The sequence below is a fragment of the Maritimibacter sp. genome, from assembly GCF_016774595.1.
GTDB lineage: Bacteria > Pseudomonadota > Alphaproteobacteria > Rhodobacterales > Rhodobacteraceae > Maritimibacter > Maritimibacter alkaliphilus.
In genome coordinates this window covers 1,086,008-1,100,292 of record NZ_JACBWT010000002.1, presented here as the reverse complement: position 1 = coordinate 1,100,292, position 14,285 = coordinate 1,086,008, and the positions used below count along the sequence as shown (strand labels likewise).

At 65.0% G+C, this 14,285-nt stretch carries 12 protein-coding genes; 1 reads left to right on the top strand and 11 read right to left on the bottom strand.

What is annotated here, in order from left to right; all coding sequences use genetic code 11:
• Positions 1-18: 18 nt before the first annotated feature.
• From glgB to coxB, 11 genes are all read right to left on the bottom strand, one after another.
• Positions 19-2,187, bottom strand: coding sequence for a 1,4-alpha-glucan branching protein GlgB (gene glgB, locus HOY44_RS16490; RefSeq protein WP_287436168.1), 2,169 nt, complete (start codon positions 2,185-2,187; stop codon positions 19-21).
• A gap of 66 nt (positions 2,188-2,253) precedes the next feature.
• On the bottom strand, positions 2,254-4,626 hold the full coding sequence (locus tag HOY44_RS16485) for a glycogen/starch/alpha-glucan phosphorylase (RefSeq protein WP_287436166.1): 2,373 nt from the start codon (positions 4,624-4,626) through the stop codon (positions 2,254-2,256).
• Between the two features lie 164 nt (positions 4,627-4,790).
• Entirely contained in the window at positions 4,791-5,375 is a 585-nt protein-coding gene (locus tag HOY44_RS16480; protein WP_008329876.1) for a GNAT family N-acetyltransferase, read from the bottom strand.
• Positions 5,375-6,637 carry a M16 family metallopeptidase gene (locus tag HOY44_RS16475; protein WP_008329881.1) on the bottom strand — a complete coding sequence of 421 codons (1,263 nt, stop codon included), beginning with the start codon at positions 6,635-6,637 and terminating at the stop codon, positions 5,375-5,377. The genes HOY44_RS16480 and HOY44_RS16475 overlap by 1 nt, the downstream gene beginning before the upstream one ends.
• Positions 6,634-8,019, bottom strand: a complete 1,386-nt coding sequence (gene thrC / locus HOY44_RS16470) for a threonine synthase (protein WP_287436163.1) — start codon at positions 8,017-8,019, stop codon at positions 6,634-6,636. The genes HOY44_RS16475 and thrC overlap by 4 nt, the downstream gene beginning before the upstream one ends.
• A gap of 160 nt (positions 8,020-8,179) precedes the next feature.
• Positions 8,180-8,866 (bottom strand): SURF1 family protein, encoded by a 687-nt coding sequence (locus HOY44_RS16465; protein WP_287436161.1) that lies wholly within the window; start codon positions 8,864-8,866, stop codon positions 8,180-8,182.
• A 129-nt stretch (positions 8,867-8,995) separates the two neighbouring features.
• Entirely contained in the window at positions 8,996-9,796 is an 801-nt protein-coding gene (locus HOY44_RS16460; RefSeq protein ID WP_008329887.1) for a cytochrome c oxidase subunit 3, read from the bottom strand.
• Between the two features lie 18 nt (positions 9,797-9,814).
• Positions 9,815-10,411 carry a cytochrome c oxidase assembly protein gene (locus HOY44_RS16455; RefSeq protein WP_138424570.1) on the bottom strand — a complete coding sequence of 199 codons (597 nt, stop codon included), beginning with the start codon at positions 10,409-10,411 and terminating at the stop codon, positions 9,815-9,817.
• A complete protein-coding gene (locus tag HOY44_RS16450; RefSeq protein WP_008329890.1) occupies positions 10,408-10,596 on the bottom strand; it encodes a cytochrome c oxidase system small membrane protein in 189 nt (62 codons plus the stop codon). Before HOY44_RS16450 ends, HOY44_RS16455 begins: the two co-directional genes overlap by 4 nt.
• A complete protein-coding gene (cyoE, locus tag HOY44_RS16445; protein WP_008329892.1) occupies positions 10,596-11,528 on the bottom strand; it encodes a heme o synthase in 933 nt (310 codons plus the stop codon). Before cyoE ends, HOY44_RS16450 begins: the two co-directional genes overlap by 1 nt.
• A gap of 84 nt (positions 11,529-11,612) precedes the next feature.
• On the bottom strand, positions 11,613-12,461 hold the full coding sequence (gene coxB / locus HOY44_RS16440; protein WP_008329894.1) for a cytochrome c oxidase subunit II: 849 nt from the start codon (positions 12,459-12,461) through the stop codon (positions 11,613-11,615).
• A 209-nt stretch (positions 12,462-12,670) separates the two neighbouring features.
• On the opposite strand from coxB, the gene tldD reads away from it, so the two are divergent.
• Entirely contained in the window at positions 12,671-14,098 is a 1,428-nt protein-coding gene (tldD, locus tag HOY44_RS16435; RefSeq protein ID WP_138424572.1) for a metalloprotease TldD, read from the top strand.
• Positions 14,099-14,285 lie beyond the last annotated feature (187 nt).

The following is a 14,285-nucleotide window of genomic DNA, read 5'->3' as shown; positions in this document are numbered from 1 at the left end:
ATGGCGGCCGGGCCGCCGTTACCCCTCGTGCACGAGATAGACCGCCGACAGCGGCGGCACGGTCAGTTCCGCAATGGCCGGCAAGCCGTGGCTGGCACCCTCGGTCGCGGTGACGCCGCCAAGGTTGCCCCGGTTGCCCCCGCCGTAGATCGCCGCATCGGTATTCAGCGCCTCGCGCCAGAGGCCCGTATGGGGCAAACCGATGCGATAGCCCGTCTGTTCCTGCGGCGTGAAATTACAGATCACCGCGACGGGCGGATCGCCCGCTTCGCCCTGCCGGATCCACGAAAACACCGAATTGCGCGTGTCCCCGCCTTCGATCCACTGGAACCCCTCGGGGTCCGCGTCGCGGGCGTAAAGCGCGGGGGTGGAGGTGTAGAGCCGGTTGAGGTCACGGATCAGCGCCTGCATCCCGGCGTGGTTGTCATCGCCCAGACAGGCCCAATCGACCTCGCCGTCATGGTTCCACTCGGCCCATTGCGCGATCTCCTGCCCCATGAACAAAAGCTTCTTGCCGGGGTGGCCCCACATGAAGCCGTAATAGGCGCGCAGGTTCGCGAACTTCTCCCACCCGGTCCCCGGCATCTTGCCGATCATCGAGCCTTTGCCGTGCACCACCTCATCATGGCTGATCGGCAGAATGAAGTTCTCGGAGAAGGCGTAGTTCAGGCCAAAGGTCATCTGGTGGTGATGATGGGCGCGGTAGATCGGGTCTTTCCGGATGTATTCGAGCGTGTCGTTCATCCAGCCCATGTTCCATTTGAACCCGAAGCCCAGCCCGCCCGCATCGACCGGGGCTGAGACGCCGGGATAGGCCGTGCTTTCCTCGGCCACCGTCATGATGCCGGCGTCTTGCCCGTAGGTCGCGGTGTTCATCCGGCGCAGCATGTCGATGGCTTCGTAATTCTCGCGCCCCCCATCCTTGTTCGGCACCCATTCGCCCTGAGGGCGCGAGTAGTCGCGGTAGAGCATCGAGGCGACGGCATCCACGCGCAGCCCGTCGGCGTGGTATTCTTCGAGCCAATACAAGGCGTTGGCGATCAGGTAGTTCGACACCTCGCGCCGCCCGTAGTTGTAGATCAGGGTGTTCCAGTCGTGGTGAAACCCCTCTTTCGGGTCGGCATGTTCGTAAAGCGGCGTGCCGTCGAAGCGACCCAGCCCGTGTGCGTCGGTCGGGAAATGCCCCGGCACCCAGTCGAGCAGAATGCCGATCCCGGCTCGGTGCGCGGCGTTCACCAGATCGCGGAATTCGTGCGGCAGGCCGCAGCGGATCGTCGGCGCGAAAAGCCCGATGGGCTGATAGCCCCAGGAGCCGTCGAAGGGATATTCGGACACCGGCATCAGTTCGATATGGGTAAATCCCATGTCCTTGGCGTAAGCCACCAGCTCGTCCGCCGCCTCGACATAGGAAAACGGCCGCCCCCCGTCCTTCCTGCGCCATGACGGCAGATGCACCTCATAGATCGAGATCGGGGCGCGGCGGTCGTGGCGTTCGGGGCGGGTGTGCATCCACAGATCGTCGGACCAGCCGTAGCCCGAGATGTCGCGCACGACGCTGGCGTTCGCGGGCGGGTGCTCGGACCCGAAGCCCACCGGGTCGGCCTTGCGCGGCTGGGCGGTGCCGTCCGCGCCCTTGATGTCGTAGCGGTAGAGCGCCCCGTCGCCCAAGCCCGGCACGAAAATCTCCCACACCCCCGTTCCGCCGCGTCTGCGCATCGGCGTGCGACGCTCGTCCCACAGGTTGAAGTCACCGACCAGAGACACCCGCCGCGCGTTCGGCGCCCAGACCGCGAAATGCGTGCCTTGGGTGCCCTCATGTTCGGTCACATGGGCGCCCAGCGCCTCCCACAGCCTGAGGTGATTGCCCTCGCCCAACAGGTACTCGTCGATCTCACCCAGCACGGGGCCGAAGCGGTAGGGATCGTCCCAGTCCCACGCGGCCTCGTCGGTTTCGCCGCGCAAGGTATAGGGATCGGTCCCGGCCACCGGCCCACGGAACAGGCCCGGCGCGCCTTCGACAGGGTCCAGTGGAAAGATCTGGTCACCGACCAGCGCCGACACCCGCGCCACGCCGGGATCGAACGCCGTCACGACGCGGCCGTCCCCGGCCTTATGCGGCCCGAGCACCGAAAAGGGGTCGTCGTGATCGGCGTCGAGCAGACGCTGCACGTCGGTCGGGGATGTCATGTTAGCGCCCATAGTCCGACCCTAACCGCTTCGCCGCATGGATCAATGACCCCGGTCAAATTCCGCTCACAACAGGCTTTCCGCGTCCCAGATGTCGGCCATGTAACCCCGGATCGTCCGGTCGGACGAGAACCAGCCGGAGCGCGCGGTGTTGAGCGCCGCCATCCGGTCCCACGCCTTGTCGTCCCGGAACACGACGTCCACCTCGCGCTGCGCACGCCAGTAGTCGGTGAAGTCCGAGCAGACGAGAAAGTAGTCGGGGCCTTCGAGGTTCTCGGTGATGCCGCGATAGCGGTCCGGATCGCCGGGCGAGAAGCGCCCGGACCGGATCAGGCCGAGCGCGCCTTTTAGCCGCTCATCCGCCGCGATCGCCAGGCCTGCGTGGCCGTCGACCGCCCGCCGTTCCATCACCTCGTCCGCCGTCATCCCGAAGAGGAAAAAGTTGTCCGCCCCCACGCGTTCGCGGATTTCCACGTTGGCGCCGTCGAGCGTGCCGATGGTGGGCGCGCCGTTCAGCGCAAGCTTCATGTTGCCCGTGCCCGACGCCTCTTTCCCCGCCGTCGAGACCTGTTCCGACAGGTCCGCCGCCGGGATCATCCGCTCGGCGAGCGAGACGTTGTAGTTCGGCAGGAAGGCGATCTTGAGCATCCCTTGCGTCACCGGATCGTTGTTGATGACGCTGGCCGCGTCGTTGATGAGCCGGATGATGTCCTTGGCGAAGAAATACCCCGGCGCGGCCTTGCCCCCGAAAAGCTTGAGGCGCGGGGTCCAGTCCGCGTTCGGATTCTCGCGCATCTCCTGCCAGAGGGCGATGGTTTCGAGAATGTTCAGGTGCTGGCGCTTGTATTCGTGGATGCGCTTGATCTGCACGTCAAAGAGCGCGTCCGGGTCTGCAAGCATCCCGTAGGTGCCTTGCATCCAGTTCGACAGCCACACCTTGTTGTCGCGCTTCACGGCGTCGAATTTCTCCAGCCACCCGGCATCGTCGATGAACGGCTCCAGCTTCGAAAGCTGCTCCAGATCGTCGACCCAGCCCTCACCGATGCTGTCGGTGATGAGACCCGCGAGGCCGGGATTGCAGGACAGAAGCCAGCGGCGCGGCGTGACGCCGTTGGTCTGGTTCACGATCCGGTCGGGGTGCAGGCCGTGGAGTTCCGAGAAAACGGTGGTCTTCATCAGGTCGGTGTGGAGCGCCGACACGCCGTTGACCTTGTGCGCCATGACAAAGGACAGCTGCCCCATCTTGACCGAGTGATCGGCGCGCATCGACTGGGTGCGGCTGGGGTTGCGGCCCGCGTGGGTGGCGTCGATCCGGTCGATGATGCCGATGTGGCGCGGCAGGAGGCGGCCGAAAAGCTGCTCGCCCCATGCTTCCAGCGCCTCGGGCAGCAGCGTGTGGTTGGTGTAGGACAGGCAGCCCTGAGCAATCTCCATCGCCTCGTCGAAGTCGAAGCCCTTTTCGTCCACCAGAATGCGGATCAGTTCCGGCCCGGCGATGGCCGGGTGGGTGTCGTTCAACTGGATCGCGACCTTTTCGGGAAGTTTGCGCAGGTCGCCGAACTGGTTGGAGAACCGGCGCAGGATGTCGCGCAGGGCCGAGGCGGTCAGGAAATATTCCTGCTTCAGCCGCAACTCGCGCCCCTGCTCGGTGGTGTCGTCGGGATAGAGCACGCGGGAGATGGTGCGCGCCAGCGCCTCGGGCGCGGCGGCACGTGCGAAATCGCCGTGGTTGAAGGCGTCGAGGTCGAAGGGGTGGATCGCGCGGCCCGACCATAGGCGCAGGGTGTTGGCCCAGCGGCCTTTCCAGCCGACGGTCGGGGTGTCGAAAGCCTCGGCCTCGACCTCCTCGCCGGGATGCCAACGGTGATGCCCGTCGCGCACGTCGACATGGCCGCCGAAGCCGATGCGATAACGCACCTCGGGCCGCTCGAATTCCCACGCGTGACGCTGGCCGAGCCACAACTCCGGCTGTTCGATCTGCCGCCCGTCCACGAAGCTCTGGCGAAACAGGCCATGCTCATACCGAATGCCATAGCCATGCGCCGGGCAGCCGATGGTCGACAGGCTTTCCATGAAACAGGCCGCGAGCCGCCCCAGACCGCCGTTCCCCAGTGCCGCGTCGGGCTCGTCGGCCAGAACGGTGTCGTAGTCGTAGCCGAACTCCGACAGCACCTCACGCGCCTCATCGACAAGCTCGAGGTTCACCAGACCATCCTCGAGCAGCCGCCCGATCAGGTATTCCATCGACAGGTAATAAACCCGCTTGGCCCCGGTGTCGTAGGTGCGCTTGGTGGATTTGAACCACGCGTCCACGATCCGGTCGCGCACGCCAAGGCTCAACGCCATGCGCCAGTCCTCAAGAATGGCGTGATCCGGATCCTTGCCGAAGGAATAGGTGAGGTGACGCAGGATGGACTCGCGGAAGGAAGGGGTCGTCATGGGGGGCCTCGGAAAACGTGACGTGACTCGGGACAGAACGCTGCCCTCTGTCGATTAGGAAAGCCTTGCTGACGTGAATGGCAAGCGGAACGCGACATCGGGCGCAAGATCGGCGGGTCCGGATGCGGTTCCGCCCAAGGCTTGTGCGGTCGGAAAACCGGGGATCACCCCGCGTCGGTCCGCCCGCGCCGGTCGGATCGCAGCGCCGAATACAGCACGTGATTGCGCCAGCGCCCGTTGATCTGAAGGTAGCTTTGCGCGACGCCCTCGTATTTGAAACCGCATTTTTCCAGCACACCCCGCGACGGGGTGTTTTCGGGCAGGCACCCGGCCTCGAGCCGGGACAGGTCCAGTTCGGTGAAGGCGTGGTGCACCACCGCCGTCAATGCCTCGCGCATGTAGCCGTAGCGCGCGAAGGGCTGACCGATCCAGTAGCCGCAGGTGGCGCTTTGCGCCGGGCCGCGCCGGATGTTGTCGAGCGTGATCGCGCCCACCAGCACGTTGTCGGCGCGGCGGATAATGAGCAGCGGCAGGGCGGACCCCTGCGCGACCGAGCGATTGACCCAGTAGACCCGGTTGGTGAAGCCCTTACGCGTCAGATGGTCGGCGGCCCATGTCGGCTCCCACGGCGTCAGGAAATCCCGGCTGGCCGCCCGCAGTTCCGTCCACGCGTTGAAATCGCCATGGGTCAGCGGGCGCAAGGTCAGCCTCTCGGTGTCGATCCGAACCTTGCGCGGGCGTCTGAGCATCAGGCGGCGAGCCGTTCTGTCAGTTGGGCGAGGCTCGGCGCGGTCTTGCCGGGGCCATAGATCGCGAGCGCGGCACGCGGATCGCCTGCCACTTGAGTCGCGAAATCGGTGACACCTTCCAGCGTGACCGCATCCAGCCGCTCCACCGTTTCCTCGACCGGGACCACGCGGTTCCAGATCGCCACCTGACGCGCCAGCCGTTCGGCCCGCGACGAGGCGCTTTCCAGCCCCATCAGCATCCCGGCGCGCATCTGGGCGCGGGCGCGGGCGACTTCGGCTTCGGTCATGTCCGATGTGGCGCGGCGCAATTCGTCGATGGTCAGTTCGGCCAGCCCCTTGATCTCGCCCGCCGAGGTGCCCGCGTAGATCGTGATGAGGCCGGTGTCAGACCACGCGCCCGCCTGCGAGAAGATCGTGTAACACAGCCCGCGCTTTTCCCTCGCCTCCTGAAACAGGCGCGAGGACATGCCGCCGCCCAGCGCATTGGCATAGACCTGCGCGGTGTAGATCGCGTCGTCGCGATACCCCGGCCCTTCGAGCGCCAGCGCGAAATGCACCTGTTCGAGCTTCTTGATCTCGGACCGCTCGCCGCCGACGAAACCCGCCGGCTGGATCAGCGTGGACGACGGGCGCTGAAGCCCGCCGAAGGCCTGTTCGCACAGGCGCATGATCTCGTCATGGTCGACGGCCCCCGCGGCGGCGAAGATCATCCGGTCGGGGCCGTAATGCTCATCCACGAAGCCCGCGAGGTCGCCTTGGGCGAAGGCCTGCACCCGTTCGGCGGGACCGAGGATCGGGCGGCCGATGGCCTGACCCGGATAGGCCACTTCCTGCAACCAGTCGAAGATCACGTCGTCGGGAGTGTCGAGCGCCTGACCGATCTCTTGCAGGATCACGCCCCGCTCGACCTCGATCTCATGCGGGTCGAACACCGGGTTCAGGAGGATGTCGGACACGACGTCGATGGCGAGCGCCGTATCCTCGCGCAGCACCCGCGCGTAATAGGCGGTGACTTCGCGGCCCGTGTAGGCGTTGAGATAGCCGCCCACATCCTCGATCTCTTCCGCGATCTGAAGCGGCGTGCGCGTCTTGGTGCCTTTGAAGGCCATGTGTTCGAGGAAATGCGCGATCCCGTTCTGCTCGACGCGTTCGTGCCGCCCCCCGGCGGTGATCCACACGCCAAGGCTCACGCTTTCGATGCCCGGCATATGCTCGGTCACGACGCGGAATCCGTTGGGGAGGGTGTCGTAGTTGATGGTCATGCGCGGCGTTTGCTCCGGATCAGTGTTTCCAGTGCGACGAGGTCGTTGGGCACCTTCGTCACGCGTTCTTCGCGTTCGAACAGGTCCGACATGCGCGGCGGCAAGGCGGCATCGCGCCCGCAGGCGTCCTTGACCGCAGCCGGGAATTTGGCGGGGTGCGCGGTGGCGAGCGTCACCATCGGCACCTCCGACAGATGCTCGTTCGCGACCTTCACGCCCACGGCTGTGTGGGGGCAAATCACCTCGCCCGTCGTGTCGTATGTCGTTTTGATCGTGGCCATCGTCTCGTCCTCGGACGCACGGCCCGATTTGAACTGACCGCGCAGGAAGTCGATGGCCCCCTGACTGATGGTGAAACCGCCGCTTGCGAGGTCCGCCATCTGCTCGGCCACGACCGCGCCAATGCGCCCGTAGGCGTCGAACAGCACGCGTTCGAAATTCGACGAGACCTGAATGTCCATCGACGGGCTGATCGAGGGCGTGACGCCGGCCTTGGTATAGGCCCCGGTTTCCAGCGTGCGGTGCAGAATGTCGTTCTGGTTCGTCGCGATCACGAGGTCGCGGATCGGCAGGCCCATCGCCCGCGCGATATAGCCCGCGAAGATGTCACCGAAGTTGCCCGTGGGCACGGTGAACGACACCTCGCGATGCGGCGCACCCAGCGCCACGGCGGATGTGAAGTAATACACGACCTGCGCCAACACCCGCGCCCAGTTGATCGAGTTCACGCCTGCGAGCCGCACTTCGTCGCGGAAGTCGAAATCGTTGAACATATCCTTGAGCTTGGCCTGACAATCGTCGAAGTCGCCCTCGACGGCGAGCGCATGGACGTTGCCCTCGGACGGGGTGGTCATCTGGCGGCGCTGCACCTCGGACACCCGGCCATCGGGGAAGAGGATGAAGACGTCGACGTTGTCCAAGCCCCGGAAGGCTTCGATCGCCGCCGATCCGGTGTCACCGGACGTGGCGCCGACGATGGTGACCTTTTCGCCCCGCCGCTCCAGCGCGCCCTGAAAGAGCTGGCCGATGAGCTGCATCGCGAAATCTTTGAAGGCGAGCGTGGGGCCGTGGAACAGTTCCAGCAGGAAGTGGTTCGGGCCAAGCTGCACCATCGGCGCGCGCACGCTGTGGCCGAAGCCCTCATAGGCGTGGCGGATGCAGGACTTGAGCTGCCCGTCCGGGAATTCCGTGCCGATGAACGGGCGCATCACGGTGAAAGCCACATCCTCGTATGACTGACCCGCAAGCGCTGCGATCTCGTCATGGCTCATGGTCGGCACGGTTTCGGGAACGTAGAGTCCGCCGTCACGGGCAAGCCCGGTCAGCATGGCTTCTTCGAATGTCAGTTCCGGCGCGGTGCCGCGCGTCGAGACATATTTCATCTGCTCTTGTCCTCATCGTCCGCCGTGGCGGAATTCCCCAGGAAATCCGCTGCGAAGTCCTTGAAGGAATTCGCCGCCCGGTGCCAGCCGATTTGCGCAGGCTCACGTCCCTTTTCGAGGGGATCGGGTGAAAATCCTGCAAGTCGCAAGGCGGCGTGGGTCACGGCTGAATGGCCTGTTCGTGGTTCCGGCGCCATATACGCCAAAGTGCGAAGCCTGTCATCACCACCCACGTCACGGCGAAGAGGAACCACGTCATCGCGTATTCGAAATGCTTGTTTCGGATCGCCTCGGTCGTCACCGACATCGGCAGGATCGCCGGATCGGTCTCGTTGCGGGCGATCACGAGCAGGGGCTCGGTGCCCAGCACCCCGGCCATCTTGTCCACGTCGCGGGCATACCACCAGTTGCCGGCCTCGTCGTCCTCCGGCGTGAACCGGTCGCGCTCATCCGGCCAATGAAGGTTGCCCTGAACGGTCGCGCCGCTGAGGTTGTGCCGGTCCTCTTTCCGCGCGGTCGGGATGAAACCGCGATCCACCATGATCGCGCGCCCGTCGTCCGTGGTGAAGGGCGCGATGACCCGGAACCCGGCGCCATAGTCGCGGTGCGAGACGAGCACGTGGATTTCGCCCGCGCCGAAGGTGCCCGAGATTTCGACGGGCAGATAGCGGTCCGCCCCCGGATCGGGGGTCGCGGGCAGCGCCACCGGATCGCCGCCGATCTGGCTTTCGATCTCGGCGATGATGGCCTCTTTCCATTCGAGCCGCTGGAGCTGCCACACCCCGAGGCTGACGAACACCGCGAGGCCGGCGAACAGGAGGATGGCGGCGAGTATCTGTTTGAACATGGCGAGGCTTTAGCACCGGTCCGGTCGAGGCTCTAGACAAGACACTGCGATTTCGCGGCGTGTCCCCTGCCCCATAGAAAAACGGGCGAGGTTTCCCCCGCCCGTTCGCAATCAAAACCGTCAGGCCGTTCAGCCGCCCCAGATGTAGACCGCGGCGAAGAGGAAGAGCCACACGACGTCGACGAAGTGCCAGTACCATGCGGCGGCCTCGAACCCGACGTGCTGTTCCTGCGTGAAGTGCCCGGCATAGGCGCGCATCAGGCAGACGAACAGGAAGATCGTGCCGATGATGACGTGGAAGCCGTGGAAGCCGGTCGCCATGAAGAAGGTCGCGCCGTAGATGTTGCCCGACAGGCCGAAGGCGGCGTGCGAGTATTCATAGGCCTGGAAGAAGGTGAAGAGCAGGCCCAGAAGGATCGCGATAATCAGGCCGGTCTTCATGTCCTTGCGGTTGTTCTCATGCACGAGCGCGTGGTGCGCCCAGGTCGCCGCCGCCCCGGAGAGAAGCAGGATCAGCGTGTTGATGAGCGGCAGGTGCCACGGATCGAAGGTCTCGATCCCCGCCGGGGGCCAGACACCGTCGACCGCCGGGCTTTCCGGGCCCATCGGGTACATGGCGTGCTTGAAGAAGTTCCAGAACCACGCCGCGAAGAACATGACTTCGGACATGATGAACAGGATGAAGCCGTATTTCAGGCCGATCCGCACCACCGGAGTATGGTCGCCCGACTGGCCCTCGTCGACCACGTCCGACCACCACGAGAACATGGTGTAGAGCACGACCAGCAGGCCCGCGAGGAAGATCCACGGACCGGAGTCGTGCATCCATTTCACGGCTCCGAAGAGCATGACGAACGCACCAGCCGCCGCCAAAAGCGGATTAATCGACGGGGGCAGGATGTGGTAATCGTGGTTCTTGGCGTGGGCCATGTCTTCCGTCCCTGACTTTTAGTTCTGATCCGCCTCGGGGGCTACGGTCGCATCCAATGCGGCGTATTCCTCGGGCAGATCGGTTTCGTGGAATGTATAGGAGAGCGTGATGACCTTGGCAAACTTCGCGTCAAGGTCTTCGGTGATTTCCGGATCGACGTAGAAGGTGACGGGCATCATCACGCTTTCGCCGGGTTCGAGCACCTGCAATTCGAAGCAGAAGCAGTCGATCTTGGTGAAATAGCCGCCCGCCGAATAGGGGGCGACGTTGTAGCTGGCCGTGCCCGCGATGGGCCGGTCGGAGGTGTTCGTCGCCTCGTAGAACGCAAGGCCGGTTTCGCCCAGCCGCACTTCCATCGTGCGCTGGACCGGCTTGAACTCCCACGGGAAATCGCGCTCGACCGAGCCGTCGAAGCGGATCTTGATGGTCTTGTCGAGGATGGTGTCCGAGGCCTGTGCGGCCACGCCCGTCGTGCCACCGAACCCGGTCACGCGGCAGAACCAGTCGTAAAACGGCACGGCGGCCCAGGCCATCGCGCCCATGAACACGACGACGCCCGACAGCATCAGCGCCGATTTCAGCGGGTTTTTCGGTTTCTCGTCCCGATCGCTCATTTCGCCGCCTTCTCCTGCGCCTGCGCCCAGGGCGCGCCCAGTTCGTCGTTCGGGTCGGTGCCGACCTTGGCGATGGTCAGCCCGTAGACGAGCCCCACGAACAGGACGAGCACGATGCCCAGACCGACGTTACGCGACAGGCGACGGTTGTGCAGTTCATGTGTTGCGCGCAGTTGACCAGCCATTACCAGCCTCCCAGCCCGAGGGGTGCGAGCGAGGTTTCCACCAGCAGCATCCCGAAGTGAATGAACAGATAGAACAGCGAGAACTTGAAGAACTTCCGCTCGACGAGGTGGCTGTCCGCCTCGCTGTCCGCATCCGTGCGGCGCCAGATGTCGATGGCGCCCTTGATGAACCAGCCGTTCAGGATCACGGCCACGGCCATGTAGGCAGGTCCGCCGATCGAGGTCAGGCCGAGGCCCAGCGCCACGGCGGCGAGGACGAAGGTGTAACCAAGGATGTGGTTGCGCGTCACCCGGCGACCGTGGGTAACGGTCAGCATCGGCACGCCCGCGTCCTTGTAGTCGCTCTTCACGAACAGGGCGAGCGACCAGAAGTGCGGCGGCGTCCAGGCGAAGGTCAGCGCGAACATCAGGATCGATTCAATGGTGATGTCGCCGGTGACAGCCGCCCAGCCGATCATCGGAGGGAACGCGCCCGCCGCGCCGCCGATCACGATGTTCTGGGGCGTCCAGCGTTTGAGCCACATCGTGTAGATCACGACGTAGAAAAAGATGGTGAAGGCCAGAAGCGCGCCTGCGACCCAGTTGGTCGCGAGGAACAGCAGGATCACCGAAAAGCCGGTGAGTGCCACGCCAAGCCCCAGCGCCTCGCCCGGCTCGACCTTGCCCGCCGGGATCGGGCGCTTGATCGTGCGCTTCATGCGGGCGTCGATGTCGGCGTCCCACCACATGTTCAGCGCGCCGGACGCACCGCCGCCCACGGCGATGAACAGGATCGCGCAGAGGCCGACGAAGGGGTTGATCTGACCGGGGGCGACCAGAAGGCCGACCAGAGCGGTGAACACGACCAGCGACATGACGCGCGGTTTCAGCAGGGCGAAGTAATCGCCGAAGCCTGCGTCGCGATCCTGATCAAGAATGGTGGTGTCAGTCATGGTCGTCTTGCCTCGGAGGCCGCGCCGCCACGGACGGGCCCGCTGGGTGTCGGTCGGGGCCGCTTCAGTGCGGCCCCTGCCCGCTTACTCGGCCGAAGCCACTTTCACGGTCTGGGGAATGCCCGCGTATTCTTCGCGCGCCTCTTCCAGCCAAGCTTCGTATTCTTCCGGGGTCACGGCCTTGACCGTGATCGGCATATAGGCGTGGTCCTTGCCGCAAAGCTCGGAGCACTGGCCGAAGTAGACGCCTTCCATGCCCGGCTCGACCGTGAACCACAGCTCGGCCAGACGGCCCGGAACAGCGTCCTGCTTCACGCCGAAGGCCGGGATGGTCCACGAATGGATCACGTCGGCGCCGGTGACCTGCATGACGATCTTCTGGCCGGTGGGCACGACGACCGCGGTGTCGGTGGCGAGAAGGTAAAGGTCTTCGTCGTAGCCGTATTCGGCCAGTTCGTCCTTGCCGAGAAGGAAGCCTTCGAAGCCGAATTCCTCGTCCACGTATTCGTAGCCCCAGTACCACTGGTAGCCAGTGACCTTGATGACGACGTCGCCCTCGGGGATTTCTTGCTGCTTGAACAGAACCGGCAGCGACTGAGCGCCGATGAAGACGAGGATCACGATCGGGATCAGGGTCCAGGCGATTTCGACCCCGGTGTTGTGGGTGAATGTGCCCGGCGTCTTGTTCGCGCCTTTGTTGTAACGGACGATCACCCAGATAATCAGCAGGGCGACGAAGCCCGCGATCAGGATCGAGATGATGTGGAGCAGGTTGTCCAGCGCGAAGGTCGCCTGCGAAATGTCGGTCGCCGCCGGCTGGAACCCGGTGCCGCCGGGCGTGGGTCTGCCGATGACCTCGAGGTCCTGGGCCATTGCCGCCGTGCCGGTGAAAACTGCCGCCAGAAGGGCCAGAGGCCGCAGGGTCTTGGTCATTCTTTGCTTCCCTATCTTCCTGTCTCGACGCATGGGGTGCGTCACAATATTGGGTCTTCCACGAACGCTGTCGGGAATCCCGTTGTCTCCCGCGCGTCTAAAACCATATTAGGGTGTTAGGAACAAGACAAATCCTGCTACCCAAGGTCGCACATATGCATGATCTCACATGCGATTGATGCAGATCAATGCAGGAAGAAAAGGACCCCATGACCGACCAGACGCCCTTCCGCCCGTTCGACGATCAACTCGACGACGCCCGCGCCTTGCAGATCCTGCGCGCGGCCACGGACGGGGCCGACGACGGCGAGCTTTTCCTCGAACGGCGCCGCTCCGAGGCGCTGGTTTTCGACGACGGTCGGCTGCGCAACGCCAGCTATGATGCGTCCGAAGGCTTTGGTTTGCGGGCGGTTCGCGGCGAAACGGCGGGTTATGCGCATTCGACCGAAATCTCGGAAGCCTCGCTTCTGCGCGCGTCGGAAACCGCGCGGCTCGCGGTCGGTGCCGGGGGCGGGACGCTGGCCGATGGCCCGGCCCGCACCAACGTGAAGCTCTACACCGACAACGACCCGATGACCGATGCCGCGTTCCCGGTGAAAGTCGAGACCCTGCGCGAAATTGACGCATATGCCCGCGACCGCGATCCCCGCGTGGTTCAGGTCAGCGCCACCATCGCCGCCAGTTTGCAGGAGGTCGTGATCCTGCGCCCCGACGGCACGCTGGTCGCCGACACTCGCCCGATGTCCCGCGTGAACGTGAGCGTGATCGTCGAGAAAGACGGACGGCGTGAAAGCGGCAGCCACGGCGGCGGCGGACGCGCGGGTCTCACGGCCCTGATCGAGCCGGGCCACTGGAAGAAAAGCGTGGACGAGGCGCTGCGCATCGCGCTGGTCAATCTCGAAGCCGAAGCGGCCCCCGCCGGGCAAATGGACGTGGTGCTGGGCAATGGCTGGCCGGGCATCCTGCTGCACGAGGCGGTCGGGCACGGGCTTGAGGGCGACTTCAACCGCAAGGGGTCGAGCGCGTTTTCGGGCCTGATCGGCCAGCAGGTCGCGGCCAAGGGTGTCACGGTCGTCGACGACGGCACGATCCCCGATCGGCGCGGGTCGCTGACGGTGGATGACGAAGGCACCCCCTCCTCGCGCACCGTCCTCATCGAGGACGGCGTGCTCGTCGGCTACATGCAGGACCGCCAGAACGCGCGGCTCATGGGGGTGGAGGCCACCGGCAACGGGCGGCGCGAAAGCTATGCCCATGCGCCGATGCCGCGCATGACCAACACGATCATGGAAGGCGGCGATGCCAGCCCCGAAGAGATCGTCGCGGGTCTGGAGGACGGTATTTACGCCGTCGGCTTCGGCGGCGGTCAGGTCGACATCACCAACGGCAAGTTCGTGTTTTCCTGCACCGAGGCCTACCGCGTGAAGAACGGCAAGGTCGGCGCCCCGGTGAAGGGCGCCACCCTGATCGGCGACGGCCCCAAGGCGATGAAGCGCATTCAGGCGGTCGGCAACGACATGGCGCTGGACCCCGGTATCGGGAATTGCGGCAAGGCAGGCCAGTGGGTGCCCGTAGGCGTGGGGCAGCCGACCCTGCGCATCGGCGGCTTGACCGTGGGCGGGTCGCAGACCGGCTGAGGTTGCGCCGCGCTTCGGCGCGTCGCGAGGGGGAGCCGCCGTTGGCGGCTCTGGAGGGCCAGCCCTCCAGACCTCCCGAAGTATTTTCGAAACAGAGAAGAGGACGCGGGGTCGGGCCGGGGGTGATTGCTCGTGCCGAAGCGGGCGGGGCCATGTGGGGACCGGGACCACATGCGATCTTGGCGGC

Excerpts from the sequence above, each read along its gene's own strand:
- glgB (WP_287436168.1), bottom strand. The coding sequence starts at position 2,187 with ATGACATCCCCGACCGACGTGCAGCGTCTGCTCGACGCCGATCACGAC.
- HOY44_RS16485 (WP_287436166.1), bottom strand. The coding sequence starts at position 4,626 with ATGACGACCCCTTCCTTCCGCGAGTCCATCCTGCGTCACCTCACCTAT.
- HOY44_RS16480 (WP_008329876.1), bottom strand. The coding sequence starts at position 5,375 with ATGCTCAGACGCCCGCGCAAGGTTCGGATCGACACCGAGAGGCTGACC.
- HOY44_RS16475 (WP_008329881.1), bottom strand. The coding sequence starts at position 6,637 with ATGACCATCAACTACGACACCCTCCCCAACGGATTCCGCGTCGTGACC.
- thrC (WP_287436163.1), bottom strand. The coding sequence starts at position 8,019 with ATGAAATATGTCTCGACGCGCGGCACCGCGCCGGAACTGACATTCGAA.
- HOY44_RS16465 (WP_287436161.1), bottom strand. The coding sequence starts at position 8,866 with ATGTTCAAACAGATACTCGCCGCCATCCTCCTGTTCGCCGGCCTCGCG.
- HOY44_RS16460 (WP_008329887.1), bottom strand. The coding sequence starts at position 9,796 with ATGGCCCACGCCAAGAACCACGATTACCACATCCTGCCCCCGTCGATT.
- HOY44_RS16455 (WP_138424570.1), bottom strand. The coding sequence starts at position 10,411 with ATGAGCGATCGGGACGAGAAACCGAAAAACCCGCTGAAATCGGCGCTG.
- HOY44_RS16450 (WP_008329890.1), bottom strand. The coding sequence starts at position 10,596 with ATGGCTGGTCAACTGCGCGCAACACATGAACTGCACAACCGTCGCCTG.
- cyoE (WP_008329892.1), bottom strand. The coding sequence starts at position 11,528 with ATGACTGACACCACCATTCTTGATCAGGATCGCGACGCAGGCTTCGGC.
- coxB (WP_008329894.1), bottom strand. The coding sequence starts at position 12,461 with ATGACCAAGACCCTGCGGCCTCTGGCCCTTCTGGCGGCAGTTTTCACC.
- tldD (WP_138424572.1), top strand. The coding sequence starts at position 12,671 with ATGACCGACCAGACGCCCTTCCGCCCGTTCGACGATCAACTCGACGAC.